Source organism: Ruegeria sp. AH7, assembly GCF_056541325.1.
The window spans coordinates 52,702-78,844 of record NZ_JBQFYF010000004.1; the positions used below are offsets into that span (position 1 = coordinate 52,702).

The 26,143-nt window shown below is 55.6% G+C and carries 19 protein-coding genes and 1 pseudogene; 7 read left to right on the forward strand and 13 right to left on the reverse strand.

Going from position 1 to position 26,143, the window contains the following annotated elements:
- Nucleotides 1-48 precede the first annotated feature (48 nt).
- The 9 genes from ACR0JX_RS10805 to ACR0JX_RS10845 form a co-directional block, all read right to left on the reverse strand.
- Complete coding sequence (locus ACR0JX_RS10805; RefSeq protein ID WP_480543808.1) at nucleotides 49-1,179, reverse strand: ABC transporter substrate-binding protein; 1,131 nt, start codon at nucleotides 1,177-1,179, stop codon at nucleotides 49-51.
- A gap of 111 nt (nucleotides 1,180-1,290) precedes the next feature.
- Nucleotides 1,291-2,925, reverse strand: coding sequence for an AMP-binding protein (locus ACR0JX_RS10810; protein WP_480543809.1), 1,635 nt, complete (start codon nucleotides 2,923-2,925; stop codon nucleotides 1,291-1,293).
- Nucleotides 2,925-4,076, reverse strand: coding sequence for an acyl-CoA dehydrogenase family protein (locus tag ACR0JX_RS10815; protein ID WP_480543810.1), 1,152 nt, complete (start codon nucleotides 4,074-4,076; stop codon nucleotides 2,925-2,927). The genes ACR0JX_RS10810 and ACR0JX_RS10815 overlap by 1 nt, the downstream gene beginning before the upstream one ends.
- Nucleotides 4,076-4,879, reverse strand: coding sequence for an enoyl-CoA hydratase family protein (locus ACR0JX_RS10820; RefSeq protein WP_480543811.1), 804 nt, complete (start codon nucleotides 4,877-4,879; stop codon nucleotides 4,076-4,078). The genes ACR0JX_RS10815 and ACR0JX_RS10820 overlap by 1 nt, the downstream gene beginning before the upstream one ends.
- A complete protein-coding gene (locus tag ACR0JX_RS10825; RefSeq protein ID WP_480543812.1) occupies nucleotides 4,879-5,343 on the reverse strand; it encodes a MarR family winged helix-turn-helix transcriptional regulator in 465 nt (154 codons plus the stop codon). The genes ACR0JX_RS10820 and ACR0JX_RS10825 overlap by 1 nt, the downstream gene beginning before the upstream one ends.
- The gene (locus tag ACR0JX_RS10830; RefSeq protein ID WP_480543813.1) at nucleotides 5,340-6,059 is read right to left on the reverse strand and encodes an SDR family NAD(P)-dependent oxidoreductase; all 720 of its coding nucleotides are present in this window, start codon (nucleotides 6,057-6,059) and stop codon (nucleotides 5,340-5,342) included. Before ACR0JX_RS10830 ends, ACR0JX_RS10825 begins: the two co-directional genes overlap by 4 nt.
- Nucleotides 6,056-8,350 (reverse strand): bifunctional salicylyl-CoA 5-hydroxylase/oxidoreductase, encoded by a 2,295-nt coding sequence (locus ACR0JX_RS10835; protein WP_480543814.1) that lies wholly within the window; start codon nucleotides 8,348-8,350, stop codon nucleotides 6,056-6,058. The genes ACR0JX_RS10830 and ACR0JX_RS10835 overlap by 4 nt, the downstream gene beginning before the upstream one ends.
- Before the next feature lie 358 nt (nucleotides 8,351-8,708).
- Nucleotides 8,709-11,852, reverse strand: coding sequence for an efflux RND transporter permease subunit (locus tag ACR0JX_RS10840; protein ID WP_480543815.1), 3,144 nt, complete (start codon nucleotides 11,850-11,852; stop codon nucleotides 8,709-8,711).
- Between the two features lie 12 nt (nucleotides 11,853-11,864).
- The gene (locus tag ACR0JX_RS10845; protein WP_480543816.1) at nucleotides 11,865-13,025 is read right to left on the reverse strand and encodes an efflux RND transporter periplasmic adaptor subunit; all 1,161 of its coding nucleotides are present in this window, start codon (nucleotides 13,023-13,025) and stop codon (nucleotides 11,865-11,867) included.
- A gap of 87 nt (nucleotides 13,026-13,112) precedes the next feature.
- On the opposite strand from ACR0JX_RS10845, the gene ACR0JX_RS10850 reads away from it, so the two are divergent.
- Nucleotides 13,113-13,754, forward strand: a complete 642-nt coding sequence (locus ACR0JX_RS10850; protein ID WP_480543817.1) for a TetR/AcrR family transcriptional regulator — start codon at nucleotides 13,113-13,115, stop codon at nucleotides 13,752-13,754.
- Nucleotides 13,755-13,907: 153 nt separating this feature from the next.
- Here ACR0JX_RS10850 and ACR0JX_RS10855 read toward each other — a convergent pair.
- A pseudogene (locus tag ACR0JX_RS10855) lies at nucleotides 13,908-14,590 on the reverse strand (IS6 family transposase).
- A gap of 291 nt (nucleotides 14,591-14,881) precedes the next feature.
- Between ACR0JX_RS10855 and ACR0JX_RS10860 the strand changes: the two are divergent.
- From ACR0JX_RS10860 to ACR0JX_RS10875, 4 genes are all read left to right on the forward strand, one after another.
- The gene (locus ACR0JX_RS10860) at nucleotides 14,882-15,655 is read left to right on the forward strand and encodes a family 16 glycosylhydrolase (RefSeq protein ID WP_480543818.1); all 774 of its coding nucleotides are present in this window, start codon (nucleotides 14,882-14,884) and stop codon (nucleotides 15,653-15,655) included.
- A 219-nt stretch (nucleotides 15,656-15,874) separates the two neighbouring features.
- Nucleotides 15,875-17,155, forward strand: a complete 1,281-nt coding sequence (locus tag ACR0JX_RS10865; protein WP_480543819.1) for an O-antigen ligase family protein — start codon at nucleotides 15,875-15,877, stop codon at nucleotides 17,153-17,155.
- Nucleotides 17,152-19,368, forward strand: a complete 2,217-nt coding sequence (locus tag ACR0JX_RS10870) for a Wzz/FepE/Etk N-terminal domain-containing protein (RefSeq protein WP_480543820.1) — start codon at nucleotides 17,152-17,154, stop codon at nucleotides 19,366-19,368. The genes ACR0JX_RS10865 and ACR0JX_RS10870 overlap by 4 nt, the downstream gene beginning before the upstream one ends.
- On the forward strand, nucleotides 19,361-20,734 hold the full coding sequence (locus tag ACR0JX_RS10875; protein ID WP_480543821.1) for a polysaccharide biosynthesis/export family protein: 1,374 nt from the start codon (nucleotides 19,361-19,363) through the stop codon (nucleotides 20,732-20,734). Before ACR0JX_RS10870 ends, ACR0JX_RS10875 begins: the two co-directional genes overlap by 8 nt.
- On the opposite strand, the gene ACR0JX_RS10880 is transcribed toward ACR0JX_RS10875, so the two are convergent.
- A complete protein-coding gene (locus ACR0JX_RS10880) occupies nucleotides 20,689-21,810 on the reverse strand; it encodes a glycosyltransferase (protein ID WP_480543822.1) in 1,122 nt (373 codons plus the stop codon). The two genes, ACR0JX_RS10875 and ACR0JX_RS10880, sit on opposite strands and share 46 nt — an antisense overlap.
- A 640-nt stretch (nucleotides 21,811-22,450) precedes the next feature.
- Here ACR0JX_RS10880 and ACR0JX_RS10885 point away from each other — a divergent pair.
- The gene (locus ACR0JX_RS10885; protein WP_480543823.1) at nucleotides 22,451-23,167 is read left to right on the forward strand and encodes a sugar transferase; all 717 of its coding nucleotides are present in this window, start codon (nucleotides 22,451-22,453) and stop codon (nucleotides 23,165-23,167) included.
- A 70-nt stretch (nucleotides 23,168-23,237) separates the two neighbouring features.
- Nucleotides 23,238-24,581 carry a glycosyltransferase family 2 protein gene (locus ACR0JX_RS10890; RefSeq protein WP_480543824.1) on the forward strand — a complete coding sequence of 448 codons (1,344 nt, stop codon included), beginning with the start codon at nucleotides 23,238-23,240 and terminating at the stop codon, nucleotides 24,579-24,581.
- Here the strand turns inward: ACR0JX_RS10890 and ACR0JX_RS10895 are convergent.
- Both ACR0JX_RS10895 and ACR0JX_RS10900 read right to left on the reverse strand, forming a co-directional pair.
- Complete coding sequence (locus ACR0JX_RS10895) at nucleotides 24,540-25,547, reverse strand: glycosyltransferase family 2 protein (protein WP_480543825.1); 1,008 nt, start codon at nucleotides 25,545-25,547, stop codon at nucleotides 24,540-24,542. The genes ACR0JX_RS10890 and ACR0JX_RS10895 overlap by 42 nt on opposite strands.
- Nucleotides 25,548-25,727: 180 nt before the next feature.
- On the reverse strand, nucleotides 25,728-25,976 hold the full coding sequence (locus ACR0JX_RS10900; protein WP_480543826.1) for a hypothetical protein: 249 nt from the start codon (nucleotides 25,974-25,976) through the stop codon (nucleotides 25,728-25,730).
- Between the last annotated feature and the right edge of the window lie 167 nt (nucleotides 25,977-26,143).

The window sequence follows — 26,143 nt, forward strand, 5'->3', positions numbered from 1 at the left end:
CGAACAGGCCTGCCGTGCACACCACGTACGGCAGGCCTGCCATCTTCACTACATTTTGCAATCACCCGCGTAGGCGTCGGCGTGGTTTTCGAGGGCGGCACCAAGAATTTTGTTGGTGAAAACGTCACCTTCCTGGATCACCTCACGGGCATAGATCGTTTGCACCGGGTGATGGTTATCGCCAAAGGCAAAGTCGCCGCGCGTGCTGTCAAACTCGGCGGCTTTCAGAGCCGCACGGAACGCGTCGGCATCGTCAACACTCGTGATGTTCAGGGCCGATAGGATCAGGTTGGCCGTATCGAACCCCTGGCTTGCATACAGCGACGGAAGACGGCCGTATTCAGCCTGAAAGCTCTCGACGAAGGCGGCATTTGTCGGATTGTCGATATCCTTGTTCCACTGCGATGTGTTCACCACGCCCAACGCGGCGCCCCCCACCGCTTGCAGGATACCTTGGTCAAAACTGAACGCCGGACCGATCACAGGCAGATCAACACCGCTATCTGCATATTGCTTCAAGAAGGAAATTCCCATTCCGCCAGGCAAGAAGAAAAACACGCTATCTGCGCCCGAGGCACGAATCTGCGCGATCTCTGCGGCATAGTCTGTTTGGCCAAGTTCGGTGTAAAGCTCGCCGGCCAACTCACCTTCAAAGAAACGCTTATATCCGGTCAAAGCATCTTTCCCGGCCGGGTAATTAGGGGCAAGGATGAAGCTGTTGGCGTAGCCCGCACCATTTGCATACGCGCCAGCAGCCTCGTGAAGATTGTCGTTCTGCCAGGCAACGTTGAAGTAGTTTTTATGGCAGCCTTTGCCAGCCAATGCCGAAGGTCCCGCATTGGGCGACAGATAGAAAACGTCTTGGTTTACGGCCGAAGGGACGACAGCCATGGCCAAGTTTGACCAAATGATTCCAGTCATAATGTCTACTTTCTCGGACTGGATCATCTTGTCTGACAGCTGAACCGCGATATCCGGCTTGCGCTGATCGTCTTCGATCACAACCTCTACATCATCGCGGCCGGATTGTTTGATTGCCAGCATGAAGCCATCGCGCACATCAATCCCCAGGCCGGCACCTCCACCTGAAAGTGTCGTGATCATGCCGATCTTGGTCTCGGCCACCGCTCCGGTAGCGGCAAGCGCAAGCGCTGTCGTCATCGCAAATATTTTTTTCATTGGTTTTTCCTTTCCCTGTTTCGTTTCGGCACGGTTAACTTGTTCCCACTGTAAGCGTGGCTTTGTCCTCTCGATCCCGCCCAAATCGAGGGGACAATTGTCCGATAACGCTCATGTCGACCCTTGTTCCGGAATCACCTCTTTCAGTCTGAAGCGTTGAATCTTTCCTGTTGGGGTTTTTGGCAGGTCATCCCGGAAAATGATAGAACGTGGATATTTGAAGGGCGCAACGGTCGCTTTCACATGGTCCTGAAGAGCTTGGATCAGCTCGTCGGATGGTTCGACATTCTCAGCAAGAACAATATGGGCTTGAACAATTGACCCGCGCGCCTCGTCTGGCGCACCAATGACGCCACATTCAGCAACGGCTTCGTGCCCCAAAAGGGCCGCTTCAACCTCGGGCCCAGCAATATTGTAACCAGAGGAGACTATCATGTCGTCATTGCGGGCTACGAAATAGAAATAGCCATCCTGATCACGGCGAAAACTGTCACCCGTGACGTTCCATCCATCCTGAACATAGGTGTCCTGACGGTCACCCCGCAGATATCGGCACCCCGTCGGGCCGCGCACGGCCAGTCGACCAACCTCGCCAATTGGCGCTTCGCTGCCGTCAGGTGACAGAATTTTGGCCTCGTACCCCGTTACAGGCTTGCCAGTACAACCCGCGCGGTGATCGTCAAAACGGTTCGAGATAAAGATGTGCAGCATCTCAGTCGCCCCAATCCCGTCCAGCATCGGTTTGCCGGTTTTTGCGATCCACTCCTCATAAACCGGTGCAGGCAGGGTCTCTCCTGCGGACACGGCAGCCCGAAGACTGGAAAGGTCAGCCCCCTCTTCCATAGCGCAGAGCATCACGCGATAGGCGGTTGGTGCTGTGAAGGATACCGTCGCCTTATATTTCTGGATAATGTCGATCATATTCGGCGGTGTTGCGTCTTCTAGCAGCGTAGCGGTTGCACCGAATCTGAGGGGGAAGATCGCCAGACCACCCAAGCCGAATGTAAACGCCAATGGCGGTGAACCGACAAAGACATCTTCGGGCACCACCTTAAGCACGTCGCGCGCATATCCATCCGCAATCATCAGAAGGTCGCGGTGGAAATGCATGGTTGCCTTGGGCGCACCTGTGGAGCCGGAGGTAAAGCCCAGTAAGGCGACATCGTCACGACCCGTCTGAACCGCATCGAACGTCACCGATTTTTCCAGCGCCAGCCCATCAAGCTCGGCATCATGGTTCATTGTCCCGTCAAATGCCACAACGCGCAGAAAAGGACAGTCCTTTGCGCAAAGTTCCAGTTCATCCATCAGTCGGGTGTCGCATAGCGCATGCGTGATCTCGGCCAGTTCGATGTATTTTTGCAATTCGACCGCACGCAACATCGGCATTGTGTTGACCACCACAGCGCCTACTTTCGTAGCAGCAAGCCAGCAGGCCACCATGGCCGGATTGTTGGCCGAACGGATCAACACACGATTTCCTGGTTTTACACCCAGATCGTCGACCAGTGCATGTGCCAGTCTGTTTGTCCAATCCGTCAGTTCTTTGTAGGTCCGCTGCCGACCATTTCCGATCAGCGCCGTGTGATCTCCGAACCCTTTGGCCACCATCGCATCAGTCAGTTCCACACCGGCATTCAGATATTCTGGGTAATCAAATCCAGCCGTCAAGAAATCAGGCCAACTGTCCTGCCTAGGCAGGTTGTCCCGCGCGAAACCATCACTATGCGCCGTCGGTCCGAGCATCAGGCACCCCCCTCGAACACGGTCATGGTCTGGCGCGCTATGATGATTTTCTGAACATCGCTCGCACCTTCATAGATGCGCAGCGCCCGGATTTCGCGGTAGAGCGTTTCCACTGAAGACCCTGATCTTACGCCGTCTCCACCAAAAAGCTGAACCGCCTTGTCTATCACATGTTGCGCCTGATCCGTGGCAAACAGCTTTGCCATCGCCGCCTCGCGGGTGATGCGCGGGGCACCCTTGTCGCGCATCCATGCAGCGCGGTAAATCAACAAAGCCGCCGCATCGACATCCAAAGCCATGTCAGCGATATGCCCCTGAACCAGTTGTAAATCAAACAACGGAGACCCTTGCACGTGCCGGGAGGAGACGCGCCCAAGTGCTTCATCCAGCGCGCGGCGCGCAAAGCCCAAAGCCGCGGCTGCCACGCTGGCACGAAACACATCCAAGACAGACATTGCGATTTTGAAGCCTTGCCCCGGATTCCCAATCATGCTGCTTGCGGGGACACGGCATTCCGTAAACCGCAAGGTCGCCAAAGGATGTGGCGCGATGGTATCAAGACGCTCTGCAACATCAAAACCCGGCAAGTCTGGCGTGACGATAAAGGCCGACATGCCCTTGGTACCCGGCGCTTCACCCGTGTTCGCAAAGACCGTGTAGACATCAGCAATCCCGCCATTCGAGATCCAGGTTTTCTCGCCATTAAGGATGAAATGATCCCCGTCGCGCGTCGCAGTCATGGTGTTGGCCGCAACATCTGAACCCGATCCGGGCTCGGTAAGGGCGAAGGCGGAAATCGCTTGCCCTGCGCGCGTCTTGGGAAGCCAGGCGGCTTTCTGTTCGGGCGTTCCAAACAGCGTGATCGCTCCAGTCCCCAGCCCCTGCATAGCAAAGGCGAAATCGGCCAACCCGTCATGGCGTGCCAAAATTTCACGCGACAGGCACAGTTTCCGGACGTCGAACACGCCGTCGTCATTGGACGTCGGCACAAGAACGCCTGCCTTTCCCAGTTCTGCAACCAGCGCCCGGCAGGCCGCGTCCGTATCGCCGTGATCTATATCCAGCCCTTGCGCAATCCCTTCCACATAGACCGCCCAGTCGCGGTGTTCGGCATCAAAGAAAGGCCAGTGGAGAAAGGTTTGATCCGCCATCAATCGCCCCCAAACACTGGTTTTTCTTTGGCAATAAAGGCTTCATAGGCACGCGTAAAATCCTGGCCCTGCATACAGATAGCCTGTGCCTGCGCCTCGGCCTCGATCGCCTGATCCAGGCTCATATTCCATTCCTGCGCAAGCATCGTCTTGGTCATGGCATTGGCAAAGGTCGGCCCGGTGGCAATCCGTTCGGCAAGGGCAATCGCCGCCGCCTCAAGCTCTTCAGCGGAGGTCACAGAATTGAAAAACCCCCAACGTTCGCCCTCTTCTGCGCGCATGGTGCGCCCGGTATAAAGCAATTCCGCAGCGCGCCCCTGCCCGATGATCCGAGGCAGCATCGCGCAAGCCCCCATATCGCAGCCTGCAAGCCCCACCTTGTTGAACAGAAACGCAACTTTTGTGTCCGGTCCGGAAATGCGTAGATCAGAGGCCATGGCCATAATCGCGCCTGCACCCGCGCAGACCCCATCAACGGCCGCAATGATCGGCTTGCCGCAATGGATCATCGCCTTGACCAAATCTCCGGTCATGCGCGTGAAGGCCAGAAGCTCTTTCATGGTCATCCGGGTGAGCGGCCCGATGATGTCATGCACGTCTCCGCCCGAACTGAAATTGCCACCGTTGGGCAAGATCACAACTGCGTGGACCTCGTCGGAATAGGCAAGGGCACGGAACCAATCGCGCATTTCTGCATAGCTGTCGAACGTAAAAGGATTTTTTCGATCTGGTCGATCATGGGCAATACGGGCAATGCCGTCGACAATTTTGCAGCGAAAATGCTTTGGCTGGGGCAGGTTCATCACGTGTTCCGATCATCTAGGGCTTTGTTCAAAAGACGGGTCAGGGTTTTTGCGTCCTCACGCGTCAGGTTGCCCAACATATCGTCTATCCATTCTTCATGGTGCTGCGCCAAATCCGCGAATGCTTTGGTGCCTTTGGGTGTTAAGCGCGCGATCATGGCACGCCGGTCTCCTGGCACCGCAACACGAAGCGCAAGGCCTTCTTCCGCCAGGCGGTCGATAATTCCAGTAATGTTACCGTTGGAGACTTTCAGATAGTCGGAAAGCTCGCTCATTTTTAATCCGTCAGGATAGCGCGATAGGGCTGCCATCACATCAAATCGCGGAAGCGTCGTATCGTGATTATCTCGGAGCCTACGGCGCAGATCTGCCTGGACCGAAGACGAAAGCTTCAAAATCCTGAGCCAAAGGCGCAGCCGCTCCTTTGACAGCGGTTCCTGGTCGGGTTGCGGTTGTGGATTCATATCTCACCTCCCGACATTGACAATGCGTGACCGTTGATCGCGGCGGCTTGCTTAGACGCCAAAAACAACGCGGTTGCGGCCACTTCGCTCGGGTCAATGAGTCGTGCCTGGGGATTGCCCGACGCGACCATTGTCGTCGCCTCACCTCGGTTCATATCAAACCGTTTCATAAGCCCGGATATGGCCTCATCTGCGAGCGCAGTATCCGTAAAGCCGGGACAAATCGCGTTACACGTGATCCCCGACTTCGCAACATCCAAAGCGATGGATCGAACCAGCCCGACGACTCCATGTTTGGCGGCAGAATAAGCGGGAACCGATGCATTCCCTTTCAAGGCAGCAGTCGACGCAATTGCAATCAGGCGCCCGCCAGCGCCCATCGTGTTCAAGGCCGCACGAAAGGTCAGAAATGTGCCTGTCAAATTGACCGACAGAGTCTTTTCCCAGGACGCAAGCGACGTCTTTGAAACCTTACCAGAGGAACCGCCCCCGGCATTTGCAATCACCACGTGGTAGGGCGCGTCAAAAAGCGCTTCGACCTCTGGTTCTTTTGTGACGTCAGCGGTCTGCCAAGTGATTGAACGCCCAGCGCTGGCGTCTTCAAGAATATCGCTTCTTCGGCCTGTAATCGTGACAGCATCGCCCGCGTCAGCAAAGGCATGGGCTATCGCACGCCCGATACCTGTACCTCCACCCGTGACTAAGACCCGTCTCATACTTTAAGCATCTCCGCTTCGCGATCTGCCAAACGCCACGCCTGATCCCGCCCTGCCAGATAGGGAAGTGGCCAATCAGGAGCCGCCCTGTCGCCGATGCGTGCGGCCTCGTGCAAGGTCCAGTATGGGTCCGCCAGATGTGGACGTCCGACCGCAACAAGATCAGCGCGCCCAGCCATGAGGATCGAATTCGCGTGATCAGCTTCATAGATGTTGCCGACTGCCATCGTGGGTATACCCGCGTCGTTGCGAATACGGTCACTAAATGGCGTCTGGAACATGCGGCCATAGACCGGCTGAGCTTCAATTGTGGTCTGCCCCGCCGACACGTCAATCAAATCCGCTCCCGCCGAATGGAAGGCTTTGGCGATCAACACGGCTTCCTCAGGTGTTACACCCGCGTCTCCAACCCAGTCATTCGCCGAGATTCGAACCGATATCGGCTTGGCCTCTGGCCAGGCTGCACGCATGGCGGCAAATACCTCCAACGGCCATCGCAGGCGGTTTTCGAGTGCGCCACCGTATTCATCTGTGCGGGCGTTCGATATGGGCGAGATAAAGGACGAAACAAGATACCCGTGCGCCGCGTGCAACTCGATCATGTCGAATTTGGCCCGATCTGCCATGCGTACGCTTTCAACAAACTGGTCCTTGATCTCGTTCATCTCCGCTCGGGTGATTTCGCGGGGTGTTGCGTTGTTTGGCGACCAAGGAAGGGCCGAAGCACTGACCAGGTCCCAATTCCCTTCCGCAAGCGGCGCGTCCATGACTTCCCAACCCAACTGGGTCGAACCCTTGCACCCTGAATGCCCGATCTGACAGCAAATCCTTGCGTCGGTGTGTTCGTGCACAAATCCAGTCAGCCGCCGCCAGGCGGCCTCGTGTTCCGGTGCGTAAAGTCCCGGACAGCCGGGTGTGATCCGACCCTCTGCGCTGACGCAAGTCATTTCAGTATAGACCAGCCCGGCCCCGCCTTTGGCCCGCTCTCCATAATGCGCCAAATGCCAATCCGTCGGTGCGCCGTCCACAGCCTTATACTGCGCCATGGGTGACACAACGATCCGGTTCTTGAGTGTCATCTCTCTCAGCTTAAACGGCGTGAACATCGGAGAGCGCAGGGGTGCGTCCTCTGGCATACCTGAACGCGTCATGAACCAACGCTCGGCGCTTTCCAACCAATCCTTGTCGCGTTCGCGCAGGTTTTCATGGCTGATCCGCTGGCTCCGGGTCAACATGGAATAGTTGAGCTGCACGGGATCCAGATCGAAGTAGCGCTCCACAGTTTCAAACCACTCCAGAGAGTTGCGCGCCGCTGATTGCAAACGCAACACTTCAAGCCTGCGATCCTCTTGATAGCGCGCAAGGGCAGTGTCCGTATCCACCTCGCTATGCAGCAAGTCGGCCAAGGCAATCGCCGACTCCAACGCCAGCTTCGTGCCAGAGCCGATCGAAAAATGCGCCGAGGCTGCGGCATCGCCCATCAACACGATATTCTCATGATGCCATTGTTCGCAAAGCACACGCGGAAACCGTAGCCAGGCAGAACCACGGATATGATTGGCATTCGTCATCAAAGCATGCCCGCCCAGGTGATCTTTGAAGATGTGCTGGCAGACGGCGATGCTCTCGTCTTGGCTCATCTCGCCAAAGCGATACGCATCGAAAGTGGATTGCGAACATTCGACTATGAAGGTCGCAGTCTCATCATCGAATTGATAGGCATGGGCCCAGACCCAACCTTTGTCGGTTTCCTCGAAAATGAAGGTAAAAGCGTCATCAAAACGCTGATGCGTGCCCAGCCAAACGAACTGACAAAGCCGTTCGTCGATCTCGGGTTTGAATACATCTGCATAATGTGCGCGCGTTTTGGAATTCAGCCCATCGCTGGCCACAACAAGATCGAACTCGGCCGCGTAAGTTTCGACGCTTTCGATCTCGGTTTCAAAACGCAATTCGACGCCCAGTTCTCGCGCGCGGTCCTGAAGTAAAAGAAGCAGCGTCTTGCGTCCGATACCGCAGAACCCATGGCCCGACGATACCAGTCGTTCACCTTTGAAGTGCAAAGCCACGTCATCCCAATAGGCAAAGTTTGCACGGATTGCCGCAGCGCTTATGCTGTCATTTGACGCGAGGTTGTCGAGCGTTTCATCAGAAAGCACGACGCCCCAACCAAAGGTGTCGTCCCTCTTGTTTCGCTCCACAACGACAACCTCATGGGTAGGGTCGCGCAGCTTCATCGAGATCGCGCAATAAAGCCCTGCCGGGCCGCCACCAAGACAGGCGATACGCATACAATCCCTCTCCTTGCCCCGATTCTTGAACTAAGTCTGCGGGCAACTCATTTTTATTTCAAGCTTGAAATTTTAAATAAGAACAGTTTGACTCCGAAAGAATGGCTCGGTTGCGAGGGAAAAGAGGACCCTCATGCCAGACGGCGTTTGCGCTACGACGCGAGCAAGCGTGAAGCCTGCCCGTCTTGATTGCGGCCACCAAGCCGGACTGGCCTGCCGCCTGGCAATATACTCTAGATAACACACAGTTCGACAAACCGCTTGCGCAAGCGTGAGTTTTTCAACGAAATACTCCCTTACTTCGGACAACGATCGCCTTGAGCCAAAAATGATTTGTCAGAAGGCATTGTTCCGACCCTCATTCCGCCGCGAGCGCAACAACTGGATTGTTTCGGTCAGATGGTTGGTGGTTGGCTACCCGCCGATTTTTGAATTTGCCACGATACACCAACGCGAACACAGGCGGGGTGAAGTAGAACGACACTACAGTCGACAAGAGAACACCACCGGCGATCGCCACTGCAAACGGAGGCCAAAAAGCCCCTCCTCCTAAGATAAGAGGCAGGAAGCCACCGAAAGTCGTGATTGTTGTCGAGATGATGTGTCGGCTGGAACCAGTAACAACGCGCGCCATCGCCGCCCGATCACCCTGGCTGGCCTGATCGTCCTGTTGCAACCCGGTTAGAATTATGATCGCCGCATTGATCGAAACCCCAATTGAACCGATGACTCCGATAATTGCAGTTATGCCAAACGGGAATTGCATGACGGCCAGTGACAGCATTGAAAGGCCCGCAGACAACACGCACACGACCAAAGTCACAAGAGTCAACCGGAACGAGTTGAAGGTCAACACAATGGTCGCGATGGAGAGCGTGACAATCAATCCGACAGAGGCAAGCAAATTGCCCACGGTGTTGGATCGGGCATCACTGTCGCCGCCCAAGGACATAGAATAGCCTTGCGGCAACACAAACCCGGACGCATCAAGCGCTTCTAGAACGTCCTGCAAAGCCTCTTCGGGCAAAACACCGGGCACGATAAACGCCTGTATGGTGTTCTCGCGTACGCCATCCGTTCGGGTTATGACGCTCTCTGCAGGTTCGATCACCGGTCTGGCGAGTTCCGACAAAGGTACAGCGGGGAACACTCCGGTCGCGGATATGGCGGCAGCGTTCGGCAGCAGAATGGGCATACTGACGATGGCGCTTAGATCTGATCGCACCTCGTCACCCAAACGAACACGTACCGGCAACTGCTCGGTCCCTTCGATCAGTGATCCACCGGTTATGCCAACAAGCGCCGTGTCCAGCTGACCCGCTATATCCGCCACGTCCAATCCCAGCAGACGGGCTTTAACCTCATCAATCTCGAACCGGATTTGAGGGTTGCCGCCGTTCACGCTGGCGCGTGCCTGCGTCACCAAATCGAGATTGGCCATTACTGACCTCACCTCGTCGCCCAGATTACGCAGAACCGTGATGTCCTGCCCCTGAATTTTAACCTCAACCGGTGCAGCGACCGGAGGTCCCTGCACAAGATTGCGAACGATGATCTGCGCGTCAGGAAAGTCGGTATCCAGACGACCCTGCAGGGCTCCGACAAGGCGGGCCGCATCATCGGCCGTGTCAGTTGTGATCATGGCTTGTGCAAATCCGGGCTCGCGTGAACGGTTGCCAACGATGTTGTAGTAGAATGCGGGGCCAGACTCTCCGACTGTCCAGTAGACACTTTTGACGCCGTCATCAGCCAGCAGCATTTCATCGATCTGGCGGGTGGTTGCTTCGGTGGTGGCAATTGATGTTCCACCCGGCATGTCGACCTCGATATAGAATTGGTTGCGGTCGACGCCCGGGAAGAATTGCGCGGTCAGCGTTGGAAAGGCTGCAAAACCAAGCACGGGCAAGACCAACGCCAACGCGATGGATCGCACTGGGTTGGCAACGGACAATCGGATTGAGGCCTCGAACATACGGGCAAGCGGCGGTATGCTGATACCGCGGCTTAACATTCCTGCATCCGGGCGATCGGACAGTAACCAGCCCGCAATCGCCGGAGTCACCGTCAAGGCCACGACCAGGGACCAGACAAGCATAAGTACCACAGCGATCGCGATGGCACCGACAAAGTCGCCTGCGGGCCCCGGCAGCAAGATCATCGGCGTGAAGGCAAGCGCCGTTGTGACGGTCGATGCCAGTAGAGGCGCGGCCAACCTGCGAACAGCATCTCGCACGGCTGCAAGTCGCTCCATCCCATCCTGCAGACGGCGTCGAATTTCATCGGTCATCACGATGGCTGCGTCAACAAGCAGACCGAGGGCAACAATCAGACCCGTCACGGACATCTGATGAATGGGCAATCCAATCATGTTCATCGTCGCCAAAGTGGCCAATGAGACGACAGGCAGAACCAAGGCCACAATCGCGGCAGCCCGAACCCCCAAGGTGATGAACAAAACCGACACCACCAGCGCGACGCCAATGGCCATGTTAATCCCGACCTCTGACAAACGATCCGTCGTGTACTGGCTTTGATCAAACAGCAGAATTTCCCGCATGCCCAGAGGCACCAGTTCGGCGCCTGCCGCAAGCTCATCCCGAAGAAAGCCAGTCCAGCGGTCGATCTGCACGCCGTCCTGCGCCAGAACCCCGATCAGAACCGAAGGTTTTCCGTTGGCAAACGCGATTGAGGACTGCGGTTCGCGCCCACCCCGGTCTACGATGGCAATATCTCCGAGCTGCACAACCGCACCGTCTGCGTTTTCACGCAGGACGATGCTTCGAATGCGGTCCAGAGTCTCAATCTCCCCACTGATGCCGATGGTCAGGTCGACATCGGACTGCAACCGACCAGACTGAACCTTGCCATCTGCTTCGGCGATCCGCTGGGATATCTCGGCCGCGCTAAGCCCAAGCGCAGCAGCCTTGTCCATGTCGACGCTTACAAGCACCTCTTCATCCGGCTGACCGAAATAGTCCACTGCTCGTGTCGCAGGTATCGCACGCAATCTGTCACCCAATGCTTCGGCATGACGTGACAACAAAGCTAGCGGGAAGTCGGGGTCCTCGGCTGCAACTGCAATGACAGCGGAATAGGCAGCAATACCCTCGGCATCAAACTCTGGCGGCAATACTCCTGCCGGGAAGTTCTGACGCGCATCTTCAACGGCATCGCGCGCCTCGGCCCAAACTTGCTCAATGGTGGCTTCATCGAGCGTTTCCAATAACTCGACCGAAACAACCGACACGCCCGAGCGTGAGACAGAACTGATCTCATCGACTTCGGAGATTTTCCGCAGTTCTTCTTCGATTTCTGCGGTGACCAACGCTTCGACCCGCTCCGGGTCTGCACCCGGGAACTGCGTCGTCACGGTTGCGAAGAGGTTGGTAATCGTTGGGTCTTCCTGCCGGCCCAACGATAAGAACGAAGACAGGCCTGCAGACACAAGCACCAAAATGATAAGAGCAACCAGTCGGGGGTGGCGAAAAGTAAGGGTTTCCATCAAATCGCTCCGTTACTCGCCCGTGTTGAAAGCGACGCGCTGGCCAACGGTAACGCGCTGTGGCCCTTGGTCGATCAGAACAGTGCCTTCTGGAAACGCGCCGCGTACGAAAACGCGGTCATCTTCAGCGTGCAGAACTTCGACCGTTGCCAGGCGTACAATCTTCTGTGCGTCAGCAACCAGAAGTGTCCATTGCCCGCGCGTACCTTCCTTCAACGATGTCGTGGGCACCCAGGTCCCCGCACTCTGGACGGGATCCAGTACATGAACACGTGCGGTTTGTCCGAAAGCAACGTCCGGTGCGTTCTTCAGATCGAACAGCGCGGTGCGGGTTCGGGTCACCGGGTCAATGTCGGGCCGCAAAGTTGCAAGCTCGGCGCGATAGCTTTGACCTGCTATTTCGATCTCAACATCGGTTAGCAGCGCCGGATCAACATCAAGAGGGATACCGATCCGAACCTGCGGGGACACGACCTCGACCATTCCCAGAACCAGCTCGCCCGAGCGCAGAGTTTCACCGCCATCCACGTGTCGCGCGGTTATTTGACCGGCAAATGGGGCCTCGATACTGGATTTCTCGATCCGAACGGTCACATCACGCATGGCCGCATCCAGTTCGCCAATTCTCGACAACAATTCATCTTGCTGAGAAATGGCCTCGTCCAAACGGGCTTGGCTGGTGAATCCCTGTTCGATGAGTTTGGCGTTTCGCTCAACTGTTTTCTTGGCGAATGCGAGCTGGGCTGAGATGGCATCGCGTGATGCGGTCAGACGCTCACGTTCGACCTCCAACAGAGCAGTGTCCAGCGTCGCCAGAAGTTGGCCCTTGGCAACCTCGTCACCCTCGTCCACCAGAATCTGATCAAGCGTTCCATTCAGTTCGAATGAAATATCTGCCGAACGCTGTGGTTCGACTTGACCGATGAACACACGGTCGACTGTATAGGCGCTCTCCGACGTGATTGGCGTTGCCGAGACCGGCGTCACTGCCGCAGCGTCCGGTGAAGGAACAGCATCTGCCCGGCGTGTGAGCTCGGACGCACCGAAGTAAACTGCGACCGCTGCAACGACTATAAAGCTGACGGTCACTCCCAAACGCACAGTGCCGCGGAACACACGCGCAAATAGGCTCGGTTTGGTCGCTTCAGTAGATGAATTTGCAGGATTCGGCATTTGGGGACCTCATCAAGTTAGCATCTCTAACATATGTTAGAAGTTCTCACTTTGACAAGAGATACGTGATCTGGCACATGTTGGATCATGAGCAGCACAGAAAAAATTCACCCTTCAATCGACCTGGCGACCGGTCATGCTGTTAGCAAGAAAGCCTATCATCACGGCGATCTCCGCGCTGCATTGATCGAGGCAACCCGACAGCTGGTTGAAGAAAAAGGTCCGGATAGATTTTCCGTGTCTGAGGCGTGCAGACGGGCGGGCGTTTCGACTGCGGCCCCCTACAAGCACTTCAAAGACAAGACAGAAATGCTGGTTGCGACTGTTCTTGAAGGCATGGAGCGTCACCGAAGTAAAATGCTTGCCGCACTGGAGGGCGTTCCTGAAGGATCGACCGAGCGCATCACCGCAATTGGGATGGAGTATGTTGCTTTTGCCCTTAACGAGCCGGGAATTTTCAGGCTGAAATTTGGTGGCTTTACGGATCGCATCGCAGATCCCCAGCTTGAAGAAAGCGGTCAACAAAGCTTTGGGATTCTTTTGACCGAGGTTGCAAAATGTCTCGGAGAACCGGGAATCACTGACGAGGTGCGTAGACGGGGGTTCTTATTGTGGAGTTTTGTGCACGGGCTATCCTTCATTCTGCATGACAAAGGGCTTGCAGAGAAAGGCGGAGATTTCGAGCTGTATGCCCTACTCGAAGACATCTCTGAAAGAATGCTGCGTTGATCTCTCAACATAGCTGTGACTTTTATAAGGGTTATCGGGATCGCAGGTTCTGTTGCAATCTTTGCCCCACCCGTTAGATCAAAAGCAGTTCTGGTAACGCGGATGTGTCGCAAATATTTGGAACGGTCAAAGTCAGCGACTTAATGGATACACCTACCCTGCAATCTCGGCGAATAGCTGGAAGCCAGATGTCTTATTGCCGGGAATTGCCGCTTCCGGATCATCTTGGCGAGCTCGATGACGCCCAGTGTAGCCGAAGCGGATCTGAATGATTTGAACCCACAAATGTGCCGTAAGCGGCGCTTGATAAATCGATAATCCTGTTCGATCAGGTTATTCATATACTTGGACCTAACCGTTTGGATTTTGGCTAGGCAGCCAAGCCGATTGAGGATTTTGTTCACCTCTCGAATGCCCGCCGCTTTGGCGCCACTTTTGCCGATGACAATCTTGCTCGGGATTCCATTTGAAGCCAGCGCATTCGCAAAGAACCGTGTTGCTGCTGGACGGTTCCTACTCTCGGACAGCATGAAATCAAGAGTATTCCCTGCTTTATCGACGGCCCGATCGAGGTACATCCATTTGCCGCGAACACGAATACAGGTCTCATCCATACGCTATGAATTCAGCGTTGGACGCTTCTTTGATTGCGCACGAACTGCGACGATCAGCGAGTATTTAACAACCCACCTATTCAGTGTTGCATAGTCAACTCGCACACCACGCAAAGCCATAATCTCTTCCAAGTCACGATAAGACACTGTGTACCGCAGATAGCAGTAAACAGCGTAGAAAACTTCATCCGTGGGTAAATGACAACCCTTTAATGAGATCATGCTCAATTAACCTGTTCGAAATTTTTCGACCAGCAAAAACCTTAGATCACGCAGAATCGTCAACTAGACCCTAGAGTTTGCGACACATCCCAAAACAGCGGGCTGGTTCATCGTCGTTATCAGAAGCGCAGATTTGCTGCGCATGAGCGGTTTGCCGCGTATCTGACGAGACGTGAACCAAGTTTTCGGCGGAAGGCCGCGTGTCCTTCTGGTTGTGGTTTGCCTGTCTACTCGCGCCGGATATTTGTGGGCGAGACGATTCATATCCGTGAACAATATCTGGTACAGGGCATGACGTTACATCTCGCACGATCCGGTCTCGTTAGCATTTCGCTACTGGTAACCTCTGGTGTAGCGGCAGAGGAAGATGAATCGTTTTTTGATCCGTTTGATGAGCTGATGAAAAGCCGCTGGTTTGTCTCAAGCGGTTGGGCCAATGGCGATCATCAGAGCTGTCTTTGGCACAAGGACCGAGTGAACGTTGAGGGTGGGAAACTGCTGTTGTCCTTAACTGATCATGCAAAGAAAGACCGTCAGTTTAGTTGCGGTGAAATCCAGACACATGCGCGCCTCGGATACGGAACCTTTGAGGCGCGCATGAAAGTGCCATATGCACGCGGTATGAACGCAAATATGTTCACCTTCATTGGCCCGCCGCAGGACCGACCACACAATGAAATCGACTTTGAGTTTATTGCGCCGAATAATCCGGTGCTCCAGACGAATGTCCACTTTCGGGGCGACAGCGAAAACACAGAACTGATCGCACGACCGGATGATAACGCATTCCATGACTATGCTTTTGTTTGGGAGCCTGGGCGCGTTCGCTGGTTCATTGACGGAGAACTTATCCGGGACCTTCGCGGTGATGCTTTACCGAATGAGCCGCAAAAGATGTATCTCAGCCTGTGGTCGACCGATACACTTGTGAGTTGGATGGGAAAGTTCGACGCCGCTTCTGCGCCGCAGGAACTGGAGGTCGAATGGGCCGCTTTTACCAAGCTTGGGCAGGGCTGCGCTTTTGAGCAGTCGCTGTTGTGCCGGGATGGGATCAATGTGCCCTGAGCCCGCCTATGTTCGTTTTAGATGTGAGCCCATGGTGCACTCAGCTGAGGTAGCTTGTTCATTTTTTGGGCAAGTTACGGCGATGTTGGCGCTGGCTTTACGGGCTTTTGTTGTTTTGTGCGCCTCAATGCGGCACCTGAGCCTACACCATACCCTTGGGTTGCACATTGCACAGCGCATTTTCACCTCCTGGGATCAACTGGAATTGGCTAAGACCGTATGAACGTCAGACTGGCCTCAATCATCGACCCTGAACGGAACACAGCTTATGTCGTGCCGGCCATCGTGGCGTCGATGGTCACCTTTGCCTATTCGGTGAGTTTCGGCCCTTTGGTGATTCTCGCCTTCTACGGGTGCTGGATTCTGCCCTTTGCACTTGCCCCGCGCATTTTGCTGGCGCGTCCGGGGCCGGTGGTCCTACTGCTTTTGGTTCCGTTTTTCTTTGCCTTGTCCGTATTGTGGAGCGATGCGCCGTCGACCACTCTGCGTGCTTCAATCCAATATGGTATTACCTTCTTTGCAGGCCTTGTCGCTGCGCGGATCACCTCTGTCGCCAATCTGGCGCTTGGGGGGACCATCGGTAGCCTGCTGATCCTGACATATTCGGCGATGAATGGCGGCTACTCTTATGACTATATTGATGGGAGTTATGCTTTTAACGGCGCCTTTTCATCGAAAAACCAGCTGGGGTATTTCGCCACGCTCGCCATAATTTTCTCGCTTTCGTTGATCTGGGTTTTTCGGACGCGTGGCGCACTGAAACCTGTCTCTGCCGTCACCGGCTTAATGGGGATCGTCATGCTGTGGATGTCGGATTCAGCAACATCGCTGCTATCTGCCTTTGCTGCTTTTTCCGCGATCCTGTTTGTTGGCTTTGTCCTGTTGCTTGCGCCCTGGCTGCGGCGAGCCGCGGTTTTTCTGGCTGTGACCGGAGGTGCTGCGATGGCGGTGGCATCTTATCGTTTGGGGGCATTCGACGCCGTGCTTGCGGCCTTTGGCAAGGATTCCAGCCTGACGGGTCGCACATATCTTTGGAGCAAAGCATTTGAATTTGGCGCTAATCAGCCGGTTCTGGGCCTTGGTTATAATGCCTTCTGGACGCGTGGACGCCCCGAGGCCGAGGTGCTCTGGCAAGAGTTCTACATCACTGGTCGAACCGGGTTCCATTTCCACAACCTGTTGATTGAAACCTATGTGGGCACCGGGGTGGTTGGGCTGGGCCTTGTGGTTGGGCTTTGTCTTTTGCTGATCCTGATGCCGCTTCGCGCCGCTCTCGGCCGGGGTGGCGTAGGATCTCTGATGCTGATCTCGGGACTGTCAGTGCTGTTTGTTGTCCGGTCGGTCGCCGAGGTCGATTTTGTTACGCCCCACACGGTCGGAACCTTTCTGGTCGCCTTCGCGCTTCTGCGGCTGTTCGATCACAATCGCAACGTCCGCCACGCAACGCGCCTTGCCATGCCAACGCGACGCCCCCGACACGCAACGGAGATCCTGATATGACCGGCCCGGTACAGGAACGGCGCATCCATTGGACCAAGGACAACGCCCATCTTCTTGCCGGTTATCGGGACGAACCGCGTGTCGATTTCGGAGCGATGATACGTGCAGTTCGGCGACAAATGCTGTTGGTTGCGGCTTTTGCGATGACTGGTATCGCCATTGCCGTGATGATGATCCTTGGATCGGTGCCAAAATACACAGCCGTAGAAACAGTGCTGCTGGATGAAGAACGTGCCGAGTTGCTAAACGAGGTATCGCCCCTGCCCAATGCCGTCCGGTCGGATACGGCAGTACAAAGCGAGATGGAAATCATCAGATCCGGAGCTCTGGCCTATCAGGTGGTCGATTTGCTGCAACTGGACAAAGATACCGATTTTCTGTCGCCGCCGGTTGGATTGACCGAAAAAATCAGCAGGACGATTTCTTCCGTAACACGCCCGTTGGCTCGACTGCTGACACCGGAACCGCCCGCCCGCGCGAACGAGAATACTTCGGTAGCGGGCGAAGCTGGCCCGGATGACAACGCAATACCCGACTTTGATCTGGAATTGACGGATCGGGATCGTGCGGTTCGGATTCTACGTGATCGGCTGTCGGTTTCACGATCGGGACGCAGCCTGGTGATTGAAATTGCGTTTGCGGATTTTGATCCTACGCGGGCTGCGCAGATCGCGCGCGGCTATGGCTCAGCCTATGAGAGCTTTCAGCTTTTGACGACAAACGAGGTGGCGGCCAAGGCAGAAGAATGGTTGCGCGAACGATTGGAAGAGCTCGAGCAAAAGAGCATCGATGCCGCATCGGCTTTGCAGGAGTTCCGGACCGAAAACGACTTGGTGCAAGTGCGCGGCGATCTGCTGACCGAGCAGCAGCAATCTGAACTTGCCAGCGAGTTGATGACAGCCGCAGCAGCGGCGGCAGAGGCAGAAGCTTACCTTGAAAGCATGGAGTCGCTGAGCGCCCAGGCGGTTGATGGTGATCAGATCATCGCAGTTCCTTTGGTCGAAGGAATCGCAGCCGGGATCAGCGAGGAACTGCGGCGTGACTATCTGAATGCTCGCCAGAGGCGGCAAGAAATTATCAGCCAATTTGGGGCGGATCATCCGCAGGTACAGCAACTCAATGGCAGTATTCAAGTATTGGAGAATGCCCTGAAGATCGAGTTGCAGCAGGCGACTGAGGCCGCGCGCGTTGCCTACAATATTGCACGTGGCCGAGAGCAGTCGTTGCGGACCGATCTGGCCGCGATAACAGGAACAACGGATTGGAACGTGGCCCTGAGGGGCCGGTTGCAACAGCTCGAGGCGATCTCGGAAACCTATTCTCAGGTCTATCGCGACTATCTGGCGCGGCTAGAAGTCACCATGCAGCAGCAGGACTTTCCGATCGCGTCGGTTAAAATCATCTCTCCGGCAGAAATTCCGCAGGCACCGTCTAGCCCGCAGAAGAAGGCAATGCTGTTTGCGGGGCTATTTCTGGGTGGTCTGCTGGGGGCGTTGATAGGGGCCACTCGCGAATTGATGCCGAAACCCGTGCGCACCGTCTCGACCCTGCGAGAGGAGGTCGGAGTAAACTGCGCAGGCTTGTTGCCCGGTCTCAAAAGCCGCAACGACGCGGGCACTGAGCGGGCTCAGACCCTTACAATGGAGCGTCTGGCCGGGACTTGCGAAACCATTCTGCAGAAATCAACAGGCGCTTTGATCGCAATCGCACCGCTTTCATCTGGTCTGAAGGCCGAGGCCGATTTGCCGCTGGACCTTGCTGAACGGCTGTCCTGCGATGGGTCGCGGAAGGTATTGGTGATTTATCAGGATGCGCTTGCGCAAACGCTACGCGTAAGTAAATCAGCAGCTGTTGAAATCGCCAGCTTGCAGCAAGTGCTGGAGACTGTTTTAGGGAGCGACCAGACACTACCGCAAGGTGCTGACCTAATGATGTTGGCCAGTGATTTGCGCAGCAAATTCAGCTTTGTTCTGTTCGCGCTCAGGCCTCTGAGCCAGGCCACTGCTTCCGATACTCTAGCGGAAGCGTGCGATGCCACGATGCTTCGCATCCAGTGGGGTAAGGCGTTGCCCAGCTTTATCTCTGACGCGTTAATGGATCATCCCCGCTTCAGGGAGGCCTTGATCACAACGGTTCTGGAAGAGGCCAACCTGGCGCAGGCCCGGCGCTATATCGGCCCCGGCAGCTATGAGGAGCTTCAGATCAATGCTTAGAAACCGACATTTCCGCATCATTGTTTGGCTCGTTTCATATGCTATGGCGCTGAATGCGACGCACCAGAGTGTGGCTGTCGCGCAATCACAACCCGAGCCTCGGGTGGGCACAGAAACCATTGGTCCGCAGCAAACGCTTGAAATACGGATCGGGCGATGGGACCCGGTGAACGAGGTTTTTGCATCCTGGGACGCGGTTGGTGGCTCATATCCTGTCAGCACTACCGGCGCGGTGACTCTGCCGCTGATCGGGAGTGTACAGGCGGCAGGCATGACGCCCGATGATTTGGGCGCCGATGTTTCGCAGCGAATACAGGATCGGATGGGCTTGCGTAGCGATGTACAGACGATTGTTACGATCACCGAATTTGCGCCGATCTATGTTTTGGGTGATGTGCGGACACCGGGTGCTTACCCACATGTGCCGGGCATGACAGTCCTGCAGGCACTGAGCCTGTCGGGCGGGATCAACACACCGAACTCCGCGTTGGTGCGCGGAGAACGCAATGCGCTGAGTGCCCTTGGCACCTACCGCGTCATGGAGCTTGAAAAGATGCGGCGGCTGGCCCGGCTGGCCCGGCTGGAGGCTGAGGAAAGTGGCACCGAAATCCAGACCCCGCCCGAGCTCCAGTCCTCACCGTTGGGGATCGAACTGCTTGACCAAGAGCGCCGGATCATGGTGTCGCAGAACTCGGCCTTCGCGTCGAATTTGGCCCAGATCGACGAGCTAGAGGCCTTGCTGCTCGACCGGATTAATAGTTTGAAACAACAGGCCGATCTGCGTGAGCGGCAACTGCAGCTACTGAATGAAGAGCTTGAAAACGCAAACAGCCTCGTCGAGCGCGGCTTGTCCACCGTTGTACGAGGAAGCAATCTGCAACGCGCGGTTACAGATCAACAGGTCCGGCTTCTCGAAGTCGAAACCGCGCGGTTGAACGCGGAACAACGGCTGAATGAGACGCGCCGCGACAGGCTGGACCTGACCAACGCGCGTGACCGCGAACGTGTTCAAGGATTGCAGGATCAGCGCGCTGCCATTGCTGAATTGGGTGTGAAAATGGAGACAGAAGCCGCGTTGTTTTCCGAAGCGGCACGCACGGGCAACGGGCTGGTCGAGCTTTCGGACCTCGTATCACCCAGATTGCAGATCACCAGAACGGGTCCCGAAGGCACGACCACTTTCGCGGCAAATCGAGACGACAAGATTGAAGGTGGAGATGTTCTGGAAGTCGTTCTCTCAACATCTGCGCCAAACGATATGATACCCGTACGCCGCCTGGCACCCAATGCGTTCAATAACACATTGCCTTTTGACCCGCCTCAGGCCATTCCGGGGGAAGCGGCTGGCGAGGTACCTCCTTCCTGACAGCGGTGCGTCCCGTCCAGCGGGATGGGGCGGGACAGAATATCCAGCAATGTATCAATTTGACGCTCCGGTCTCATCTCGGGCCTTGCGGCATGATCGAGCGCGGCCTGTGACGCTGCCGAGTAGACCTGTTCGTCGTTCCAGAGCATACGCACAGCTTTCGCCCATTCCTCAACCGGGGCATTACGGTTCAGTAACAGTCCACCCGGCCCAACAGCCTCGGGCAGTCCTCCAATCCGGGACGCTATGACCGGGATGCCGCTGATCTGAGGCTCGGCGGCGATACGGCCAAATGCCTCTTCCCATTGGCTGGGGGCAAACACAATGCGGGCATCTTTGTAAATCGTGCGCATGTCGTTTGTGGATGGTCGCAACGTGACGTTGGGCAAGCGGGCAAGGCTGGTTTGCAGGTGCGCCTCCTGTTCGGGTGTCAAACCCCAGCCGCGCACAAAGACAAAGGGGATTTCTGGGCAGGCCGCTGCCACCTTAAGCGCGATATCGACGCCTTTGTTCGGATGCGGGTTGATAAAGGTCACATTGCTACGGGAAGAGGTCACGCGGTATTTCTCCGCTTCGATCATCGGATAGATCACATCGGCATGAATGCATTCTGTTTCGGCAAATCGCTGCGCGGTGAAGTTAGAGTTCGCGATGTATCCCGTTTTGGTCAGGTCGCTCGGCGATCCGCCCAGATCCTCATCTTCAACATTCCGCAGATAGATAAACGTGCGTGTTGTGTCCCGGTTGATCGACCGGGCGAGTTGTACCGGCAACCGAGATTGGAAGATCGCCACATCGGCCTTAAAATCAGCTACAACACGGTCCACGACCTCTTTAGCAAACCACGCGCGGAATACAGGATAACCAAGCCCAGTGTCGCGTACATAACCGTGCCGATGCAACTTGAGCTGCGCTCGGCTCCGCAAACCCAGCCAGCCTTCGCCTGTCAGACCCGCTAGAACTCCAACAGTGTGCCCGCGTGCGCGCAGACGTTTGACAAGCTCGTGCGTACTTGTCTGCGCCCCGCCATACATCTGAGGCAGATAGGGATGGGCACTTCCAAAAAGAATGCGCATGGACAGGTTTACCTCATTTTCGATCTTCAGCGGCGGAGCTTATGGCGTGCGGTTACGGGTCGATCAGATGCATATCTTGACAAGAACTTCACCGGCACGCTGATGGTGAATCGGATCCGATGATTTCGGAAGGCGGAAACGAACGGATCACAAGACACCAGATTCACCTCGTCAGTATTCGACTCAGGAACGATTCGTTCTGAGCATGGTTCGATGCAGATTTCATGAATTTACTGCTCTTTGCTTGCTTTGAGCACTCTCGCATAGCGTGAGTCAGATTCGAGCATCCCGATTGTATCGGAACGCGATAAAGTTCTGTAGCTGCCTTGAATTCAGGCAGCTGGCACAGCCGAAGTCAAAAGATACTCGGCAACCGCATCAATATGTGCGGATTCCACGTTAACGACCCGTTATCCATAGGCAATGCTTCGCTCGCACGGATAATCGAGTTTGCAATTGCAGCAATTGTCATACCCTTCTTATCTACAGATGCGAGAAGGAACTTTGTAATGAGGACACTCTGGTAGAGATCACTTTCGCCTGCATCGGGTGATGCGTGTTGGCGATCGTCTTTTCAATTTAAGGGGGCATCGGCGCTGATTTGCAGCGTTACGCAACTGGGAAATGAGGATGTGATGTGATGAAACCATTAGAGACAGAACCGGCTCCTGCTGAGAGCATTATGGTGTCAGCGCTAGGCCCAGCGCAGGCGATATGGATCCGTCCGAAGCCTCATAACGCCCCTGTTGGCGGGTTGGCAAAACGCGCACTCGACGTAACAGTTGCATTGGTCATGCTGGTCGTGTTCTCGCCGCTGATGGTTGGACTGGCTTTGCTGGTATTGACAACCTCGCCAGGTCCAATCCTGTATCTTCATCGTCGCGTGGGGTATCGCAAACGGTCATTTGGCTGCCTAAAGTTTCGGACAATGGTGGTGAATAGCGACGAGGTCCTTCAACAACATCTAGAAAACAGCCCGGAGGCGCGGCTGGAGTGGGAGCAGACCCAGAAGTTGCGTGATGACCCGCGTGTCACGTCGGTCGGTCATGTTTTGCGTAAGCTCAGTCTCGATGAGCTGCCGCAGTTGATCAACGTGCTGCGTGGTGAGATGAGCCTTGTTGGTCCCCGCCCGGTTTTGTTTGATGAACTGCGCCGCTATGGCCCTTCGAGCCGCCACTATCTGCGAGCGCGCCCGGGCATTACAGGTTTGTGGCAGGTTAGTGGTCGCAACAATACGACCTACAAACGCCGCGTTGCCTATGACCGTGCTTATGTCACCAATGTGAACACCGCGACGGACATCGCCATCCTTGTGCAAACTCTACCAGCAGCGCTGCGGTCGGATGAAACCGCGTAATCCTCGCGGGTTAATGTACCGGTGCTCCGCTGTTCTGTGCGTTGTCTGAACCCACCGGGGCAGCGCGCGCATGAAAGCAGAACCCTCAACCCTGATTGCCGATGGCCCTGCGGAGGCCGGGGTGGCCAGGCCACTGGTTTCGGTAATCATGTCGAATTACAACGGTTCCGCCTATCTAGCTGCGGCGGTGCTTTCGGTCCTGAATCAGTCTTATTCCACTCTGGAGATTATTGTTGTTGATGACGCCTCAAGCGACGACAGTGTGGCGGTATTGCAAATACTGGCAGCTTCAGACAGTCGGCTTAAAATCATTGCATTATCGAACAATTTAGGGCCTGCAGGAGCCAGAAACCGTGCGTTGGATGCCGCAAATGGCGATTGGATTGCCATCATGGATGCGGATGATTTGATCCATCCCAAGCGTATTGCTCGCCTGCTGTGCGCCGCTTCGAAGCTAAACGCAGATATGATCGCCGATGATCTGCTGAGCTTTGGATCGGCGAATGTTGCAGGTCAAACCTTGCTTGGAAATGCTGCGACGAATGCCGCTAAACGCATCACCGCCGTCGATTTGGTAATAAGTGACACATCCAGTTTGGGGCTGGCATCGCTTGGTTATCTTAAACCAATGATCCACCGTGATGCCTTGCGTGCGCTGCGCTACGACGAAACGCTTCGGATCGGAGAGGACTTTGATCTATATTGCCGCCTGCTGATCGGCGGGGCCACGTTCTGGGTAACACCCGAGCCAACCTATCTCTATCGACGGCATTCGGGGTCTTTGTCACACCGTCTGTCCGTGCCTGCGCTAGAGAACTTGATTGCAGCTCACGACTCGGCAGCGACGCTGTCGAAATCGGTGGGCGATGAAGGCTTGTACGCAGCGCTGGCAACTCGGCGACAACGTCTTGTACGCACCTTACACTATCAGCATCTGGTGGTTGCGATTACAACGCGCGATACACTAAGCGCGTGCCGCCAACTGCTGCGGCGCCCCAAGCTTGTGATGGATCTGGTGGCCAGCCTGGCAGACCGTTGGAACCGCCGCCGACACGCCGCGTCGGATCGACATATCTCGGAACCTAGAACCGTTGTGCTTGCCTTGTCCGAGCAGATTTCGTCTGCTGATGCACCTGAGGATGCGGTACGCGTTCCCGTCGAAGCTTGGTCTCCATCTAATGAGTCAAACCGATATGCAATGGTGTGCCGCCTGACAGAACTGGCCGCACAAGGCCCGGTCCACATTATCGCGATAGGTTTGGAGGGTTTGGACGGGTTGGGCTACGTGCCCGACTGGAACTCAGCTCGGATAATTCTTACCGCAGAAGAAGCCAAGGCCGCTAGCATTCCCTCAAACGCGATGCTGGAGATCTTAGAGTCCCGGGATGGGAACAGCTCTGTCAGGGCTCAATAGCAACCGCGCACCGGTCTCGGGGGCAGCCTCATCAGCCATTTTACTGAGCCCAAGTTTATCTCGTGCGATTTGGTGTATGACGGGCCAGGCCCTGTCGCGCGCATCCAGAAGATATTGGATTGCAGCGGCCGAACCCTGTGTGCGACGCAGGTTAAGAAAGACCCTGTGATCATGTTTTTGACGAACATCTTTTAGATGCGCCCGCATCGCGTTGTTCAGGTCGGGTGCGTGAGGTCCCATAAGCAAATGTGCCTCCAGCGCTTTCTGGAACTGCTCCAGCTCTTGAGCGCCATGCTGTGCGCTCAACGAGTTTGACCGCACAACTGCGGCATATCCTGGCCTGTGCGTTAGCTTCATTCGCGCCCCGGCGAGCAACATTCGTACATAGAGATCATAGTCTTCGCCCAGCCTGAGCGATGGATCATAGCGCAAGTTATGTTTGACTAGAAATGCGCGCGAAAGAATGGGTTTCAAAAACCCCAGCTCTCCGCGCGAAACACCGGGTCTGCGTAAGTTGCCGAGCACGAACTCAACGGTTCCAAGCGAAGAAAACTTGGACGCGATTTCCGACCAATCCTGAGTTGTTGCCGCTTCCAGTTGTGCCGACGCCACAAACGCTATGTTGTCAGCGATCACCTCGCAGTTTGTTTCTGACGACAACCGCCTTAACCGCCCCGGCAAGAACTGGTCGTCCGAATCCAGAACAGCCACGAAATCGGAAATGGCGACCTCTAAGGCTCGATTGCGCGCGGCCGCAGGTCCTTGGTTTTCGTCCTGACAGATGAGCCGAACACGCGGGTCCAGTTGCGCTTCGACAGCGGCGATGGCTACGGTTTCGTCTTGCGAGGCATCATCCACCACGATCACTTCCGCCGTTTCCGGCTCGGCAAGTGCAGATTGGATCGCCCGCGACAGCGTGTCTTGTGCGTTGTAGGCGGCGATTAGGACGGTAACGCTGGGGCGCATCGAGACTGGACCGGTTTGAGCAAAGTCGAAAGGAACCGACGACGGGTTCTATGATAAAAAAATCGTATGCGATCTGCCATTTGCGTCCAAGCGTCTTTGAAGTCTGCACTGGCGTCTCGGCAGTCGACCGCTCGCATTGCTATAGTTTTGAGCGCTTACCTTCAAAGAGCGATTTTGGTATCACGCGTCAGTCTCTTGAGGCACCTGTGCCGTTGGGGTGGCTGGCGTTTTGCCTTCTTTGTCCTGACGTTTGCGCTTCTGGTTTGCCGCCATCAAAGCAGCAACCGCTACATATGCCAGCTGCAAAACAACCGCTACGGCAATGACAAATAGGATGAGCTTTCCGGTGCTGAAGCCAGCGGCCATACCAATCGCTGCCGCCACAGCAACAGAGAAAAAGAAACCCGCTATGAAGATCGGCAATCGCATCGTTTTCACCTGCAAAACGGACGCAGATTGAGGTTCAATTCGCCCATTGTTCGACAAAGCCTACAGCAAAAGTCCGCGACCCTGCTACAGTGTTTTGCTCAGGATCGTCGCTTGTTGCCTGACATTGCATTCTATTCTGGACGTCAATTGAGCAAAATCGAGGAAAT